Source organism: Celerinatantimonas marina (genome assembly GCF_046054165.1).
Classification (GTDB): Bacteria; Pseudomonadota; Gammaproteobacteria; order Enterobacterales; family Celerinatantimonadaceae; genus Celerinatantimonas.
Genome location: NZ_JBFNXK010000001.1, coordinates 468,814 through 484,801, shown reverse-complemented (window position 1 = coordinate 484,801; position 15,988 = coordinate 468,814). Strand labels below are relative to the sequence as shown.

Annotated in this window: 18 protein-coding genes and 5 tRNA genes; 11 read left to right on the top strand and 12 right to left on the bottom strand. The window is 45.7% G+C overall.

The window, feature by feature from the left end; genetic code table 11:
• Positions 1-3 precede the first annotated feature (3 nt).
• Positions 4-528, top strand: a complete 525-nt coding sequence (locus ABUE20_RS02280; RefSeq protein ID WP_408618193.1) for an OmpA family protein — start codon at positions 4-6, stop codon at positions 526-528.
• Here the strand turns inward: ABUE20_RS02280 and ABUE20_RS02275 are convergent.
• The 4 genes from ABUE20_RS02275 to ABUE20_RS02260 all read right to left on the bottom strand — a co-directional run bounded on the left by ABUE20_RS02275 (position 515) and on the right by ABUE20_RS02260 (position 4,339).
• The gene (locus ABUE20_RS02275; protein WP_408618192.1) at positions 515-829 is read right to left on the bottom strand and encodes a hypothetical protein; all 315 of its coding nucleotides are present in this window, start codon (positions 827-829) and stop codon (positions 515-517) included. The genes ABUE20_RS02280 and ABUE20_RS02275 overlap by 14 nt on opposite strands.
• A 304-nt stretch (positions 830-1,133) precedes the next feature.
• Positions 1,134-1,463 carry a TusE/DsrC/DsvC family sulfur relay protein gene (locus ABUE20_RS02270; protein ID WP_408618191.1) on the bottom strand — a complete coding sequence of 110 codons (330 nt, stop codon included), beginning with the start codon at positions 1,461-1,463 and terminating at the stop codon, positions 1,134-1,136.
• Positions 1,456-3,618, bottom strand: a complete 2,163-nt coding sequence (locus ABUE20_RS02265) for an FUSC family membrane protein (protein WP_408618190.1) — start codon at positions 3,616-3,618, stop codon at positions 1,456-1,458. Before ABUE20_RS02265 ends, ABUE20_RS02270 begins: the two co-directional genes overlap by 8 nt.
• A 61-nt stretch (positions 3,619-3,679) precedes the next feature.
• Entirely contained in the window at positions 3,680-4,339 is a 660-nt protein-coding gene (locus ABUE20_RS02260; protein WP_408618189.1) for a Bax inhibitor-1/YccA family protein, read from the bottom strand.
• A gap of 241 nt (positions 4,340-4,580) precedes the next feature.
• On the opposite strand from ABUE20_RS02260, the gene ABUE20_RS02255 reads away from it, so the two are divergent.
• From ABUE20_RS02255 to ABUE20_RS02215, 9 genes are all read left to right on the top strand, one after another.
• A tRNA-Ser gene (locus tag ABUE20_RS02255) sits at positions 4,581-4,671 on the top strand.
• A gap of 256 nt (positions 4,672-4,927) precedes the next feature.
• A tRNA-Ser gene (locus tag ABUE20_RS02250) sits at positions 4,928-5,018 on the top strand.
• Between the two features lie 268 nt (positions 5,019-5,286).
• Positions 5,287-5,931 carry a UvrY/SirA/GacA family response regulator transcription factor gene (gene uvrY, locus ABUE20_RS02245; protein WP_408618188.1) on the top strand — a complete coding sequence of 215 codons (645 nt, stop codon included), beginning with the start codon at positions 5,287-5,289 and terminating at the stop codon, positions 5,929-5,931.
• Positions 5,932-7,755 (top strand): excinuclease ABC subunit UvrC, encoded by a 1,824-nt coding sequence (uvrC, locus tag ABUE20_RS02240; protein ID WP_408618187.1) that lies wholly within the window; start codon positions 5,932-5,934, stop codon positions 7,753-7,755.
• A 46-nt stretch (positions 7,756-7,801) separates the two neighbouring features.
• Positions 7,802-8,374, top strand: a complete 573-nt coding sequence (pgsA, locus tag ABUE20_RS02235; RefSeq protein ID WP_408618186.1) for a CDP-diacylglycerol--glycerol-3-phosphate 3-phosphatidyltransferase — start codon at positions 7,802-7,804, stop codon at positions 8,372-8,374.
• A gap of 136 nt (positions 8,375-8,510) precedes the next feature.
• A tRNA-Gly gene (locus tag ABUE20_RS02230) sits at positions 8,511-8,586 on the top strand.
• A 9-nt stretch (positions 8,587-8,595) separates the two neighbouring features.
• Positions 8,596-8,669, top strand: a tRNA-Cys gene (locus tag ABUE20_RS02225).
• 12 nt (positions 8,670-8,681) lie between these two features.
• Positions 8,682-8,768: transfer RNA gene (locus ABUE20_RS02220), tRNA-Leu, on the top strand.
• Positions 8,769-8,941: 173 nt separating this feature from the next.
• Complete coding sequence (locus tag ABUE20_RS02215) at positions 8,942-9,922, top strand: tyrosine-type recombinase/integrase (RefSeq protein ID WP_408618185.1); 981 nt, start codon at positions 8,942-8,944, stop codon at positions 9,920-9,922.
• 6 nt (positions 9,923-9,928) lie between these two features.
• Here the strand turns inward: ABUE20_RS02215 and ABUE20_RS02210 are convergent, their stop codons facing one another.
• Positions 9,929-11,056 (bottom strand): hypothetical protein, encoded by a 1,128-nt coding sequence (locus ABUE20_RS02210; RefSeq protein ID WP_408618184.1) that lies wholly within the window; start codon positions 11,054-11,056, stop codon positions 9,929-9,931.
• An 89-nt stretch (positions 11,057-11,145) separates the two neighbouring features.
• On the opposite strand from ABUE20_RS02210, the gene ABUE20_RS02205 reads away from it, so the two are divergent.
• Positions 11,146-11,334 carry a hypothetical protein gene (locus ABUE20_RS02205; protein WP_408618183.1) on the top strand — a complete coding sequence of 63 codons (189 nt, stop codon included), beginning with the start codon at positions 11,146-11,148 and terminating at the stop codon, positions 11,332-11,334.
• Between the two features lie 55 nt (positions 11,335-11,389).
• Here ABUE20_RS02205 and ABUE20_RS02200 read toward each other — a convergent pair whose 3' ends face one another.
• From ABUE20_RS02200 to ABUE20_RS02170, 7 genes are read right to left on the bottom strand one after another with little or no spacing between them, the layout of a single operon-like run.
• Positions 11,390-11,656, bottom strand: coding sequence for a helix-turn-helix transcriptional regulator (locus ABUE20_RS02200; RefSeq protein ID WP_408618182.1), 267 nt, complete (start codon positions 11,654-11,656; stop codon positions 11,390-11,392).
• A 14-nt stretch (positions 11,657-11,670) separates the two neighbouring features.
• Positions 11,671-14,367, bottom strand: a complete 2,697-nt coding sequence (locus tag ABUE20_RS02195) for a toprim domain-containing protein (RefSeq protein ID WP_408618181.1) — start codon at positions 14,365-14,367, stop codon at positions 11,671-11,673.
• Positions 14,368-14,375: 8 nt separating this feature from the next.
• The gene (locus tag ABUE20_RS02190; protein WP_408618180.1) at positions 14,376-14,726 is read right to left on the bottom strand and encodes a hypothetical protein; all 351 of its coding nucleotides are present in this window, start codon (positions 14,724-14,726) and stop codon (positions 14,376-14,378) included.
• Positions 14,719-15,009 carry an Ogr/Delta-like zinc finger protein gene (locus ABUE20_RS02185; protein WP_408618179.1) on the bottom strand — a complete coding sequence of 97 codons (291 nt, stop codon included), beginning with the start codon at positions 15,007-15,009 and terminating at the stop codon, positions 14,719-14,721. Before ABUE20_RS02185 ends, ABUE20_RS02190 begins: the two co-directional genes overlap by 8 nt.
• Entirely contained in the window at positions 15,006-15,473 is a 468-nt protein-coding gene (locus ABUE20_RS02180; protein ID WP_408618178.1) for a YmfL family putative regulatory protein, read from the bottom strand. The genes ABUE20_RS02185 and ABUE20_RS02180 overlap by 4 nt, the downstream gene beginning before the upstream one ends.
• Positions 15,470-15,760 carry a hypothetical protein gene (locus tag ABUE20_RS02175; protein ID WP_408618177.1) on the bottom strand — a complete coding sequence of 97 codons (291 nt, stop codon included), beginning with the start codon at positions 15,758-15,760 and terminating at the stop codon, positions 15,470-15,472. Before ABUE20_RS02175 ends, ABUE20_RS02180 begins: the two co-directional genes overlap by 4 nt.
• Positions 15,761-15,982, bottom strand: a complete 222-nt coding sequence (locus tag ABUE20_RS02170; protein ID WP_408618176.1) for a hypothetical protein — start codon at positions 15,980-15,982, stop codon at positions 15,761-15,763.
• Positions 15,983-15,988: the final 6 nt, after the last annotated feature.

The window sequence follows — 15,988 nt, the reverse complement described above, 5'->3', positions numbered from 1 at the left end:
TTTATGCGAATTAAACCGCTCTATTATATGGCCTCAGCTGTTTTTGTCGTTATGGGATGGGGGACAAATATAGCTATAGCGTCTTCCTGTCATCCGATTACGGTGCAATCGTATCGGGTTGGGGAGAGTTATGAAGGCTATGAAGTCAAAAAATTAGGTTCTCATTCTGTTCTTGTTGATACAGCGTCTTGCCCGGGAAAATCAGTGTTAATGGTTCATTTTGGTTTTAATCAAGTAGGATTGAGTTCTTCTGAAAAGGCCAAAATAGATAGGGCTCTTCAGGCTGTAAAACAAGGTACTGAACTAAAAATTCATGTGACTGGGTATACGGATGCAATCGGCCCCAATAGATATAACCAGCAGTTAGGAATGAAGCGAGCTCAGATGGTGAAGGCTTATCTATCACAACATGGATTGGCCGCCGATGCTATTATGATATCTAGTGCGGGGGAGACACTTCCGGTTGCAACAAATCAAACAGAACAGGGCAGAGCGCTAAATCGTCGCGCCGATATCATGTTGCAATAGAATGGAAATTATTCTGACTTTCCTGCACAAATCCCTCGATAGATATTGAGGGATTTTTTTGTTGAGCTCCAGCCAGACTCTGCTTTTCCTTTGGAAAAGAAGGCAAATGGATGGGATTTTTAAGTCTCTGATGTCCCGTTTGTACAGGCCCTGAGATTGATATCGGGCAATCCATTGATCGACCGTAGGACGACTGATGAAATACTGTCGAAGACAGTAACCTTTTTGAATAATGACCAGATAACCAGTCGGCAATCAGTTGAATTTTTAAGTCCATTACACAAGTTTCTTTCCAAGTCATAGCCAGTACCTCCGATTATGAGTGTTAACGTGTGTAAACGATGTCTCCAGTTTATTTTGTAAACCATGTCCTCGGTCTGTACACCCCCTCTAGCTCCCCCTTTTTAAGGGGGGAAGGACGGATTGGTGCCACGTCCTCTGATAAAAGTGAAGGATGGGTTGGTGTGAGTTGTTAAAATATGAATATCGTTATTCACGTACCTAATTGGCAAGAGAGAATATTTTATTTCCTCCCCTTTTTAAGGGGAGGTCGGGTGGGGTTTTTTAGATATCTTAATATTTGCCAGACAGGGCGAAGCTGAGTGTTAAATACAGCGAGCAGGCTTGGGGAGCCCTGCAATTTTTGTGGCTTGCTTAGCCGGGCCTTTTGGGAACAACCGATATAGGTAGCGGCTATTGCCTTTTTCCGGTCCGTATTTATTTCCCATCGCTTTAACCAAAGGACGTATCGCGGGGGATGTATTGTATTCCAAGTAAAAATTGCGGACGAAATGGACCACTTCCCAATGGGGTTCGGTCAGTGTGATCCCTTCTTTTTGTGCAATGATGAGAGCTAAATTTTCACTCCATAATTGGCTATCTAATAGATAGCCTTCTGGATCGGTGTCGATTTGAATGCCATTGAATTCAAGCATGATGATACTCTGTCGGGTGTAGTTCTGGAACGTGTAAATGGGTCATTAGCAATGATTGTATCTGTTCGAGATTTTCTGTCATCTGCTGCAATTGGTAAGCGATTAATAGCTCATCCCCATGCAGATCAATAATGAGTTGTCGGAGTTGTTCGTTAATTGTTCGAATAATCTGTTGCATCGGTTCCATATCGATAGGTTGTGGCTGACTGATGACGCTCTCAATTTGACTCAGTGTTTCCATTAAGGTTTGATTAATTTCTCCCAACAACGAGATGGAGCGTGGAGAAATGGTCCGGTTTCGGTAGAGGGCCAACGCAGAAAGGTGTGATAAATAAGCATGAAAGTGACCGGAAAGCTGATAGATCAGTGATAATTGAGTTCGGCGGGAGACTGGTTCTGAGAGTAATCCCCGCCAGTGATTCATTAATTCGGCTTCCGCTGTATGAGCATGAAAGCGGGCCATACGATAGGGTTCGTCTTCTAGGGCTTGTTGTTTCTGATAATGGTTGAAAATACAATTTTGATATAGACGGATCTGTTTTAGCAGTTGAGTCATAATTGCCGGAGTATGGTTACCTAACCAATCCGGCCAGATAAACCGAACCGCCAAATAAACCAGTAGTGCACCTAAAAGCGTTGCCACGACTCGGACCGAAACTGTCACCAGCGAATCGACCCCGAGTAAGTTGAGCGATAAGGCCACAAAAATGGTAATCATGATCACGGCGATGTCATAACGATAACTAAAGTACCAAAAAAATAAGAAACCGCTCAGGGCGGTGATAATTAAAATAAGCATGGTCGGCATATGAATCGCAACTAAACCACTAGCTATTGCAATCCCAATTAAAGTTCCGGCAATACGCTCGAATAATTTTTGGCGGGTTGCCGAGTAATTCGGTTTTGTGACCAGTAATGTTGTTAATAATAGCCAATAATCTTGTCCGTGGGATGGACCGGGAATGAGCAGAATAATGCCATATCCGGCTAGCATACACAGAGCTTGTCGCAATGCATGTCGAAACAGACGGTTTGTTGGGTTTGTTAGTCGCTGCCACAAGACCTTCCAGGTTAAAGCCTCAATCGCTTCAAATTGAAAATCTTGGGTTGGAAATGGGGTATCCTGACGAGTAATTTTTTCCATTTGCTTCAGATTCGCCAGCATATAACTTAACTGATTATATTGGACTGGTCCTAATGCTTCTCGTAAATGGATCTCACCTCTCAAACGGGTGGCTAATCTGGCGATTGTATCGGCTAATGTGTTTTTAGCTGAGAGCACTTCAGTTTGTCTACTGATCCGTTTAGCAAGCTCCAGCATAATAAAATGCAATTGTTTAGGAATATCTGTGTCGATCAGTTTTTGGTGGAGTGCCGCATAGTCGATATGGCTGGAAATTATTCGTTCAGATAAGAGCTGTGCTTTAAAAAACAGGTTCAAATAACCAGACTTCTGATTGGCAGTACGTTTTTGTGCTTGTCGTATCAACAGTAAACGGCGCATTTGAGCCAGGGCAAGAGAGGCCTGACTTGAAAGCTGAGCTAATGATAGTTGCAGTTGTTCCGTATTGGTATGCGCTTTGAAATAACGGGCTTTTTCTGCCTGATACTTGGCTAACAGAATAAACAGCTCTTTACTATGCTGGCGTAGACTTTGATTCGGTCGAATGGCATGGATAATAAAAGATAGCAGGATATAACTTAATGCCCCACCCAGTAAAAACCAAGGTTGCTGCCAAGGATCTTGATATTGAGCGTAACCTAGCATGGTGTATATCGCTGCGATCAGAGCACTCATGGCGATAGGACCAAACCGAGCTTCGAGGGCTGCTAACATTACAAATAAAAATGTTGAGCTAAAAATACCCACGGCAAAAAACACCGGATAATGGTAAAGCCAAGTGACTGAATAGGCGGCGAGGCTAAAACTAATGAGCATAATCCATAGGGATTTTAATGGATTTACATAAAGGGCTGGATGATCAGCTAATGCCGCAGCAACAACCCCTAAAGCCAATGTAGCGACATAAATAATGGGAATTGAAAAGTAATAGCCACTTAAATAGCAAATGATTAAAAAGGCTGCTTTACTAGCAATTAAAAACTGGGGGTTATGATAAGACGGTGGAGACAGATAATGCCAGATTTTGTTCATAATGACCTATAAATGCACATAAAAAAGCCCCGCTGACCGGGGCTTTTAGCAAGGCCGTAGATTAATCCCGGGAAGCCGTCAAAATGTTGAGAAGGCTAATGAAAATATTATACAGAGAAACAAAAATTGTGACAGTCGCTGAGATGTAATTCCGTTCGCCACCATGAATAATGGCACTGGTTTGCATTAGTATTGCCCCGGATGAGAACAAAATAAACAAAGCGCTGAGAACCAAGTTAAGGACTGGCATATGCAGGAACAGATTAGCAACCATGCCCACTAATAACACAAAGAACCCGGCGGTCATCATCCCACCTAAGAAAGACATATCTTTACGAGTAATGAGCACATAGGCGGACAAAACGAAGAAGGTCAGTGCAGTTCCACCTAAAGCGGTAAATAGGATTTCAGATCCCCCTGTTTTAAGTAGGAGATTGATAATAGGCCCTAAGGTATACCCCATAAAACCCGTTAGAAGAAAAACAAATAACAGCCCTAAAGCGCTATTTTTGGTTTTTTCAACAGCAAACAACAGCCCATAAAAACCAACAATAGTAATGAGGATCCCTGGATAGGGTAATGCCAATGTTGCGGCCGTCATGGCTACAATAGAAGAAAAAGCTAAGGTTAATGCAAGCAATAGATAGGTATTACGGAGTACACGGGTGGTTTCATCACGCTGAGCAACCGCAGAATAACCAATGCTACGATTCTGATTCATAATTTACTCCACATTTAAGGGGTTAATACTGTCTCTAGTATACATTCTTTTGTGCGGTTGTATAACTATGTAGTGATCAACGCTAATCTTTGTAAGATTTTAGAGCCTTCCGTATACATCGATTGCCGGAGAGATTTTGAAAAAGATATGGAACATTTGAATAAAAAACAGCCTGTCGCATGCTTTTTTGAAAAAAAATGTTGCGTTTTTTCTGTGAGTCAGTATTATTCGACCCCGCTGCGGAGGGGTGGCAGAGCGGTTGAATGCACCGGTCTTGAAAACCGGCGTGGGTTAATAGCCCACCGAGAGTTCGAATCTCTCCTCCTCCGCCACTAAATTTTAGAGAAGGGCGTCATCATTGTGATGACGCCCTTTTTGCATTTATGAGCATATTTGAGTGGAAATACTGTTGTTATCCACATCTTCTTCATGTTTTAACGTGGTGTTAATGTTATTGTTATTGATTTAAAAGTTTGAAAAAACAGCATGTTGAATAAAAAAATAGCAAATACTCTATTTTTTAGAAAAAATCATGATTTAACTATTTACAACAGATAAAGCTCCCGATAGTATTCGCTCCACTGCTGCGGAGGGGTGGCAGAGCGGTTGAATGCACCGGTCTTGAAAACCGGCGTGGGTTAATAGCCCACCGAGAGTTCGAATCTCTCCTCCTCCGCCATTTCTTTGTAGAAAAAGGGGTTATCGAAAGATAATCCCTTTTTTTATACCCGGATCACACCCGTTATCAATGGCATTATTATTAACTGCTTCTGATCGCAAAATTTAAATACATTACGGTGTAAATAATAAAAGAGCGAGTCATTGAGAGCTTTTAATTAATGTCCAGATAGGATATAACTCAATTAATTGCTTGAGTATGTGACTAGCAATTGTCTATTGGACCTGTAAATAGGTTTTTTTAAGTTTTACTGTGCGGAGATATACGCTTGATTAACGTATTTCTAGTTGATGACCATGAGTTAGTGCGCACAGGGATTCGTCGCATTATTGAAGATGCACGCGGAATGAAAGTTGTCGGAGAAGCCGAAAGTGGTGAACAAGCGGTACAATGGTGCCGTCAGAATCACGCTGACGTTATTCTCATGGATATGAATATGCCAGGGATCGGAGGATTAGAGGCAACAAGGAAAATTCTTCGGTATGATCCCGATACGCGCATTGTTGTGTTAACCATTCATACTGAGAACCCTTTTCCCAGCAAAGTGATGCAAGCTGGTGCATTTGGGTATCTGACAAAAGGTGCAGCACCGGAAGAAATGTTAACGGCTATTCGAACGGTAAGTTGTGGGCAGCGATATCTGTCTCCTCAAATCGCTCAGCAAGTTGCCTTAAGTTCTTTCTCGCCTAATAGCGAAAATCCTTTTGCACAACTTTCAGAGCGAGAGTTGCAGATCATGCTGATGATCACTAAAGGTGTGCGAGTCACTGATATTTCAGAACAACTCAACTTGAGTTCGAAAACGGTCAATAGCTATCGTTATCGTTTGTTTAATAAACTAAATATTAGTGGTGACGTCGAATTAACTCATCTAGCAATTCGGCATGGTATTTTGGATGCTGATAAGTTGTAAATGAGCGAGTTTGATGCCTCTGCATTTTTAGCAAGGGCGCCTGTTCAACCCGGTGTCTACCGAATGTACAACAGCCGTGATGAAGTGATTTATGTTGGTAAAGCAAAATCACTAAAGAAGCGGCTATCCAGTTATTTTCGGAAGCAGGTTGATCGCCCTAAAACAGCAGCCTTAGTCCGGCAAATTTGCCGGATTGAGACGACTATTACTAATAGTGAGACCGAAGCACTTATTCTTGAGCACAACCTGATCAAGAAATATCGGCCTCGCTATAATGTCGTATTGCGTGATGATAAATCCTATCCTTATATTGTGCTGACTGCGCACAAGCATCCCAGGCTTGCTTTGCATCGTGGACGAAAACGCGATAAAGGCAAGTATTTTGGACCTTATCCGAGTGGGAAATCAGTTCGTGAAAGCCTGATCCTGCTGCAGAAAATATTCCCGATCCGTCAGTGTCGCGATAGCGAATATGCCAACCGAACTCGACCATGTCTTCAGTATCAGATCGGCCGTTGTAGTGGCCCGTGTTGTCATAAAGTATCGGATGAGCAATATCAAGAGCAGGTTGATTTGGCCGCTTTGTTTTTATCCGGTAAAGGTGATCAAGTTATTAATAATCTGGTCGGCTTAATGGAGCAGGCCAGCGGTGCATTAGAGTTTGAACGGGCGGCCCGCTATCGTGATCAAATTCAAGCCTTGCGTCGTATTCAAGAACAGCAATGGGTTTCAGGGACCAGTGCGGCACAGACCGATGTGGTTGGGTTTGATTATCGTAATGGTATTGCAGCTATTCACTTAATGTTGTTTCGGGATGGTCAATTACTGGGGAGCCGCAGTTATTTCCCGAAAGTTCCGGCCGATACTGATATGAGCGAAGTGATTCATGGCTTTGTGACGCAATATTATTTAGCCGATCAACGTGATGGACAGCTCCCTAAAGAAATTATTGTGACCCAGCAATACTCGGAATGGGATATTTTGCAACAGGCTCTGACGAGTAGAGCAGGGCATCATGTTGAGATCCATGTTCCCAGTCGCGGTGATAAAGTTCGGCTGCTGCAACTGGCTAATGCTAATGCTCAAAATGCAGTGACTTCGAAATTACAGGAAGCATCAACTGCGGCGGTTCGGTTGCAGTCTTTGCAGCGATTTCTGGAGCGTGATGAGCCGATTCGACGTATGGAATGCTTTGATATCAGCCATACTCAGGGAGAACGGACCGTGGCTTCCTGTGTTGTGTTTAATGAGCAAGGCCCTCAAAAAAGTGAATATCGGCGGTTTAATATCTCGGGTATTACCGGAGGGGATGATTATGCAGCCATGAGCCAGGCTCTCAAAAGGCGTTATGGTAAACAAACCGACGATATTAAGCTCCCGGATATCTTATTTATCGATGGGGGAAAAGGCCAGTTAAATGCAACTTTTGCCGTGTTTGATGAACTACAACTTGAACATGAACCGCTCATTGTGGGTGTTGCCAAAGGTGTGACTCGAAAACCGGGCTTAGAGACGCTACTCATTGGTCGGGTAATGCGCCCAGTGCATCTGGAAAAACACGAAAGTGCATTGCATCTCATTCAGTATATCCGTGATGAAAGTCATCGCTTTGCGATTACCGGACATCGAAATCGTCGAGATAAAGCCCGGCAACATAGTTTCCTTGAAGAAATCCCGGGAATAGGTGCTAAACGTCGGCAATCATTGCTGAAGTATATGGGCGGCATTCAGGAGGTGAAACGAGCTAGCGTTGATGAGTTGACAAAAGTTCCTGGAATTAGCCGTGCGCTTGCACAAACTATCGTGGATCGATTGCAAGAGTAAGCGGAAACGGGCAACATACAGCTATTGATGCAAACTCGATACGCTAATGAATACAATACCTAATATACTGACTTTTTTTCGATTGATCCTTATCCCGTTTTTCTTAGTTGCATTTTATTTGCCGTTTGAATGGGCCTATTTCGCATCAGCAGCAATTTTTGTGATTGCTGCAGTTACTGATTATTTTGATGGCTACTTAGCAAGGCGTTTAAAGCAAACATCACCCTTTGGAGCGTTTTTGGATCCTGTGGCCGACAAAGTCATGGTAACCACGACACTAGTCGTTTTGGTGGAACACTATGACTCGGTTTGGATTAGTCTACCCGCCATTATTATGGTCGGCCGAGAAGTCGTTATATCCGCATTGCGGGAATGGATGGCTGAGATTGGGAGTCGGGCGAGTGTAGCCGTGAATAAATGGGGAAAATATAAGACGGCTTCACAGATGTTAGCGATTACAGGTTTGCTTTGGCAATATCAGCCGTGGATGGTTTTTTTAGCAAAAATTTTGCTGGGTGTTGCAGCAATTTTAACGATTTGGTCTATGGTTACTTATCTAAAAGCTGCATGGCCATATCTTAAAGGTGAAAATAGCGACGATTTGACTAGAAAATCATAGCGATCGATTATTTTTCCAGCGAACGATTCAAAAGATTAAAATTTATTGTTGACGCCTGCGCTCACATCGCTAAAATGCTCAGCACATCGACGGGGACAGCTACTAAGGCTTACAACGTTGATGTGTTATCTAAGGCGCGGCACTAGCTCAGTTGGTAGAGCGCAACCTTGCCAAGGTTGAGGTCACGAGTTCGAACCTCGTGTGCCGCTCCAGTTAGATAGGGCGGGATGGCAGAACGGCTATGCAGCGGATTGCAAATCCGTGGATCTCGGTTCGACTCCGGGTCCCGCCTCCAAAAAATTGTATTGCCCGGGTGGTGAAATAGGTAGACACAAGGGATTTAAAATCCCTCGAACGAAAGTTCGTGCCGGTTCAAGTCCGGCCCCGGGCACCACCTCACTTCTTTGTATATTACACCAGTTCTTATATTTTCTTCTCATATCAAGTATTTGCGCGCTTTCTGCGGTATATTGATTTGGACGAATCTTGGCATTTCTTGCCATATTTTCGATATTTTTACACCAGTTTTACACCACTTTTTACACCAGTTTGGTGCCAGAGGCGTATATGGCACAGATATTTAAGCGGGGTAAAAAATGGCGTGCTCAGGTTCGCGTAAAAAGTCAGTCCCGCTCGCGTAGCTTTGATTCGAAGATAGAAGCATTAACCTGGGCCGTCGAAATCGAACAACAGATGAAAAATCCAACCAGCATTATTCATGGCAAAACGCTGGCGGATGCTTTTATTCGATATGCAGACGAAGTCTCTCCTTCCAAAAAAGGAAAACGGTGGGAGTTAGTGCGGCTTAACAAACTGCTGCGAGCGCCGATGGCTTCGATATTGCTTACCGACCTTACACCCAATGATTTGCAGCACTGGATCAATACCGAACTCAAACGGATTCAGGCCTCATCGATTAATCGGGAATTAAACCTGATTGCCGCCGTTCTGGAGACCGCTCGCAAACGCTGGCTTTGGATTGAAACTAATCCGGCCCGAGATATTGAGCGCCCGAAAAGCCCCAGACCCCGTGATCGACGCATTTCTGCCGAGGAGATACAGCGTATTTTAGATGCTCTGGAGTATATTCCTGATGAACCGGCCGAAACGCAACGTCAGGAGATAGCCATCGCCTTTTTACTGGCCTTGGAAACCGCGATGCGGCAGGGGGAGTTGTGGAATTTGCAGTGGCAGGATATTCATTTAGAGCAGCGTTATCTGCGGCTCAATGAAACCAAAAACGGCACTTCCCGTGATGTCCCGCTCTCAGCACAAGCCATTAAGCTGCTGGAAATGATGCAGCCGAAGCACCAAGGCGAAGTGTTCCACTTTCCGCAGCAGTCCTGTGGCGTGATTTTTCGGCGAGCATTGCGCATTGCTGGCATTAAACAGCTGACCTTTCACGATACACGACATGAAGCGTTAACGCGTTTGGCCAGAAAGTTGGATGTTTTGGATTTAGCCCGAATGGTTGGCCATCGTGATCCGCGTTCGTTGATGATCTACTACAACGCAACGGCAACCGAGATTGCAAATAGATTGGGCTAGAGTTTTCTAGCCCCAGTCAAAGGCTCCAGAGTTACAAAATTGATTGAATCGATGCTCTACTAATGTTTGCATCTCGAGATATGATTGAAAACTATCACAGATCCAAGCTGGGCTTTTACTATATCTAGAGCTCATTTCATTCTGTATTAAGGTAAACATATTAAGGAATATAACAGTAATGCAGCTAGTGAATACTCGCTTCCCTGATGCTCGTTCAAGTGTTAAGAAGTAATCATCGAATTTAGCAAAAGAAAAGAGTTTGAGTCGTTGGAATTGTTTTTTTATTGTTGATGTATCTGGATCAATCAATCTAACGTCATTTTTATTAGTGATCAGCGGTTCTTGAGGATGTCGAGAGTGATATTCCTTATCTTGCATCTGAGCACGTCTTATTTTTTTGTATAATGCCGCATTATTAGATTTTTCCCCTGCCTCAGTAAGGTACTTATGTCTAGTGTTTACGATAAAGCGTTCATTCGTTGTTATGAGCCTACCTTTTTTGCCTAAACAAGGTAGGCTTTCTTCGAGATGAAATGATTGCTTAAAAATATACTTATGCCTCAAACTGAATAGAGCTGCCCAGTAGCAAAATATTCGAACACTAACATTTTCCTTACACTTTTTAGTATCAGAAGTTTTAAAAATTTTCTCCTGTAAATTTTCAAAAAGCTTTTGATCCATTCTTGTTTCGGAGATCTGTTTAAGGAGAAATTCTTCATGCTGAAAGTGAAAATTTAAAAAAGCATAAAATTTTTGGGCTCTAGATAAAATCAGCGGACATTTCTTAAATATTGAAAGAGTTTCCTGATAAAATTTTAGGTAATGAGCAATTAGCTCCCAATTGGCTAATGGTCTATTTGAACAGTCTAAATCCGGATTTTTGATATTATTCTCTTGATAAAAATTAGCTAATTTATCAGTAAATTTTTGCTCGACGTATTGATAATCTTTCGCTCGTAATTTCCTAAAAAGTTGCTGATCTAGAGTGATATTGGTGCTGTTGGTCAATATCATCATTATTTTTCGAAAAAAATCCTCTGATGATTTTAGATCTGGAATGCTTTCCAAAAATGCGGCGATGAATCCTGAAAATATAACACCTGGACCGTTCCCTTCCTTGGTCAAATCTTTCAATGAAATGTCCCTTACTCGGAAAATTTTTCTGGTTAATATCTATAGCGTTAAAGCAAAACTACTCTTTCAATAATTCTGAGGAGAATTATATGCCACAGCGTAACAAAAACTGTTCAGTAGAACACAAGCATACTGAAGAAGAGAGGATGAAACGTTTAACTTCAGAAGCTATAGCACGGATCATGAAAGCTAACATGACTGAAGGTCAGAAAATACAAAAGGGGAGTTATGTCTCCAAATTTCAAAGTATATATGATAAGCAGCAAAATCATAGATAGTTGTGCCGGTAGGGTATTCCCTATCAAAAAAGCCGAGTTTCCTCGGCTTTCTTTTCTACTTCGGTACTCTTTTCGTCGGTTCTCGATGTCGCATCACCCATTGCTTCACTTCTTGGGCTAACCAGCGGCGGCTGCCTAAGCCGGTTTCCGAAGTGGGGAGGCGCACGGCTCGGGGGAAGTTTTCGCGGCAGATAATCCGGCTTTGTACCGTGGATTTGGACAGGTGCATGTACCGCGCAATATCGCCCGCATCCCACAGTGAATCATTGCCGCGCCCCTGATAGCGCAGCTCTTCCAAAATCTCATCTATTACCTGTTTCATAGCCTTGCTTCTCCTTACTGACGGAAAACCCAGCACTTCACGGTGCGCGAGCGGATGGAACTATAAACCGAGCGATTGGCATCCACGAACGGATGGCTTCGCGAGTCTTTGAGTAGTGAACGCAGCAGCTTCAAATCCGGCAAATTCTGCCGATGTTCGGCTGCGGCCTCATAAAAGTGGTTAAGATTGAGGGCAATCACTTGTGGATCACTGGCATGGTTCAGTTGCAGCGATGGGGCGAGCGTGGTTAAGTAGTCATACACTTCCCAGAACTCTGCCACTAACGGATGATCGGCACTGATGGCTTGCTGGCGTTCCTGCGCCATCTCTTGCAACGAGCGTAGCGTTTGTTCGCGCTGTTCAGTCGAAACCGGCATGATTAACGCCAGTGCATCGACCAATGCCATCATCTGAGCGTGGTTTTTAATAATTCGTTCGATACGAATCGTGCCCAGCTCGCGCAGATAGCCCTCATAAAATGAAACCCGGTCGTCAAAACATTGCAGGATTTTTTTCTCTGCCCGACATGCCTGAATTAAAAAGAAGCTCAGCTCTTCAACCGAGAGTAAATTCAGCCGGTCAGCACTGGCGCGGCTTTCGGTGGTTACATGTGGGCGGGTGAAATGCAGCTTTACAATACGCGTTAAAATCGCTTCGCTGGCATTCACTGGCGCATTCTGGCTGATGCAAATCGTGCCCCGAAAGGGCGGCTCATAAGTTTCGTTGCCTGCCGTTTTTACCCCACGAGTTCGCAGTGTACCGCCACCAAAGAAATCTTTAAGTTCATCCCAGTCAAATGATTTAGCGTGAATGCGGTCCGGTTCGTTACGGTCGCCTTCAATCAGAACGATTGGCATGGAAGCCACTTGCCCCATATGGCGAGCGCGTCCGGCGGGGCTGGATTTGGATGGGTCAAAGCCTTCATAGTCACGGCCAAACAACTTCCATAAAAACTGAATCAACGTCGATTTACCTGCGCCGGCTTCACCGGTTAACTCCAAAAACGGAAAGCTTTTATAGCGGGCGCGGATCTGTTCCGCAAACAAGCTACCAAACCAAAAACTCAACGCCACAATGCCGTGCGTGCCAAAGCAGCGCCACAAATCATCCAGCCAGTTATCCACGTACTCCGCGGGTTTGGTATTCAGGCTCAGCCGCACCGATTTTTGCGTGCTTTTAACCCGTTTACGGCCAATTTCAAAATAGTCTTCCTGATTCACATTGAGCAACTGCCCCTGATAGATGGCATGATCGCCCAGTAGATAAATTTGGTGCTCACGCGAGAACCCCAAAAAGTCGACGGTTTCGACCGTACGCAGCGCAAAAAGCTGCTGTTCAATCAACCGGTCCAGCTGTTTACTGGAACCGGTAAACAGCGCACCACTGGCCGCACTTAACACCCGTTTTTTAAACTCCGGTGCTGCCGAAAGTTGCGCGCCGGTCAGTGTGGTTTTCACCGGCTCGCCATCATGCGGAAAGTCGATCTGATAGTAGTACCAGGTTTCCTCGGTGTTCGGGTCGCGCTGAAAGTACAGCGCATGCGGATAGCAGTTGGCGATTTGCGTCACTTTGGCGTACTGCTGCAACTCGCTCACATCCAACGCATCATCAAACTCGCGCAGTTGTTGCTGCTCAATGCCGGTATTACGGCTCATCTGTTCCGCGTCTAACTTCCACCAATACAAACGATTGTGGAATACAAACGGAAACTCCAGCTGTTGCGGGCTGTGGCGAAACATCAATGCCGCCTTTTTCGCCGGCGTTTCGGCCAGTAACAAACTGCCACGGTAGAGTGATTGCGCCAACTCTTTAGTAAAACTGGCTTCGGCTAGCTCGCGCTGCTCGGAGAGCAAGCGCAGATGCAGGTCATTCCAGTCTGTTTTTCGCTGCCCGATCACAGGTGGGACCGCCGCCAGCGAGGTAAACCCTAACTGCTGCGCCTGTTGCGCCCATTTCTGGGTATAACGGCTGGCGTCGGCATCCAGCGCCCAAACCAATGCCGGTGTCGGTTTAGCCGCTTCGCTATAACGCATCCGCAGCTGTTCCAACCACTGATAAGGAAAGTTATTGCAGCTCATTAAACTCACGGCGGTAATCCCATGATGGGCGAGGGCAATCGCATCAAAAATGCCTTCGACCAACCAGATTTTATCCACTTTAAGCCAGTTCTCGATGGGCAGATGCCACACCAGCCCTTTGGTGGATTTACCGGGGGTAAAGCGCGCTTTCATCTTGCCAAAGCGTGCCGGATGGTCGATGAGCCGTTCCCACCAAAGGCCATCGGCCAGCGGAAAACGCACGGTCGAAGAACCTTGTTCCAGCTGAAAGTTCCAGTAATGTTCCTGATGCCATAACCCTTCGATGCGGCTTAAATTAAACCCGCGGGCCTGGCTTAAATAAGCGCGGGCAGGGGCATCTGGTTCGGTTGCGGTCGGCGGTGTTCGCTGTGACCAGTTTTCAAAAAGGTCGGGGTAAAGTTCGCGTACATGCCAGCTTTGCCCGCATTTGACCTCACGGCCACACCGCAGTACCCACGGCGCTTCATAACTGGCATAAAGTTCGTGTTGGCCACAAGCCGGGCAAATGCCTCGCCGTAACCACTTACTATCACCACGCGGTAAGCGCAGCGAATAGTCCTGCATTATTCGCTGTAAAATATCGTCGCGAAGATGAGCCTCCATCGTGAGGCTCTGTTCTAAATTGAGTGCCATTACGCCCCCTAAGAGACCGCTTTAACAGAGGCGCGCAGTGGTCGGTGCAAACAGGTTTTGGCAATCGCGGCCACAGGCACAGCATAGTTTTGGCCATCGGGCCCCACCACGACCACAACATCACTATTGGAACTGCTTAAATCCATCCAGTAGTCAGATTTTTGTTGCCGTTGTAGCAACTGGCTATAGGCGCGGCCAACAACGCGGTTGGCTTCGGCAGGTTCGGCTTTGAGCGAGTTTTCTAAATAGAGGGCGGCTGATTGCATCAGCAGGCCATCATCGTGCAGATATTCCGCCTGATGGCGCTGCATAAAACTCAAGGCTAATTGCTGCATCTCATCAAAGTAGTCGTTATGCATAAGTCACCTCCTCCGGAACCGGCAGGCATAACTGCGCTTCGGGGCGGTCTTGCATCGCTTCACGGCGAATATTCTCGTTCGCCATTGGCAACATAATTTCAGGGTTCGGCATCGCCGAAGGGCTCAGCTGATGGGTGATCTCTAAAATCGCGCGGTAGGTGCCGCCGCAGGCTTCATTGGTGCATTGCAGATACATAGTGCGCACCAGTTCGCTGATGCCTTCACTGGTACGAACGCGCATCGTGCGATGGCAATGGGGGCAAACAAAACGATAAACACTCATAGCTCTCTCCTTTGGTGCAGCATAATCACAGCGCGGATCTCTTCTTCCCGAGCGGCTAAATGGCTTAAATGGGCGGCCTGAATCGCCGCGGCCTCAGCCTCATCAATCACGCCATCTTCCAGCGCTTTGGCAATCAACTGGTCAACCCGGCCCCGCTTGGCACTGGTCTTGAGGGAATTGCTGTACAAATCGAGGGATTCGGCGTCGGGTCCTGGTAATGCCACAAACACACCGCCATATAAGCGGCAGATGTAATCGGCTAAAAAGCGACTGTGGATATCCTGCTCCAGCAAGCGGAGCTGCTCATCCGAGAGAGGCGAAGCCCCATTATTGCCATAAATATGATTGTCCAACCGTTTTAAGGAGAGCCCAAGGCGCGCCGCCGCACATTCACGGCCGCCGGGATAGGCGCAAATAATCGCACTCATCACCGCCCGGCGAGTATTAAGAAGATCACGACTCATCTTCTGTTACCTCCTACCGCACTCCCTTGGCTAAGCTCACAAATGATGGTGCGTAGCCGCAGCGCTTGATCGTGGATCAAATAAGCCTGTCGGCGGGGTAATTGCGGCTCACGTGCCGTAATAAACCCTAAAATGCGACCGAGCCGTTCATCACGGGTGTGTGGATGAGCAAGGGAATGGGAAAGTGCCTCACCGAGCCAATGTTGCAGCATTGGCTCTTCTTTTATCAACTGTGCCAACTGCGGCGTTTGCGACTTTAACTGAGTCGCCAGTGCGAAAGACCACATTTAAGCCTCCTGTAATAAACCCGGGATGATTTCAGCCTCGATGGCCCTGGAAAGGTCGACTAAAATCTGAAACGTTTGCCGGCCATTGGGCAGGTGATCCCGACCGGCCCATCGGTCAACCGCTGCCAATACCATCCGCGGCTGGTAGCCGTGGGCTAGTGCAAAATGGCGGAAGTTGGAGCCCCGTATGATTAAACGTTGATAAATCTCCTGCTTGGTCATGGTTGT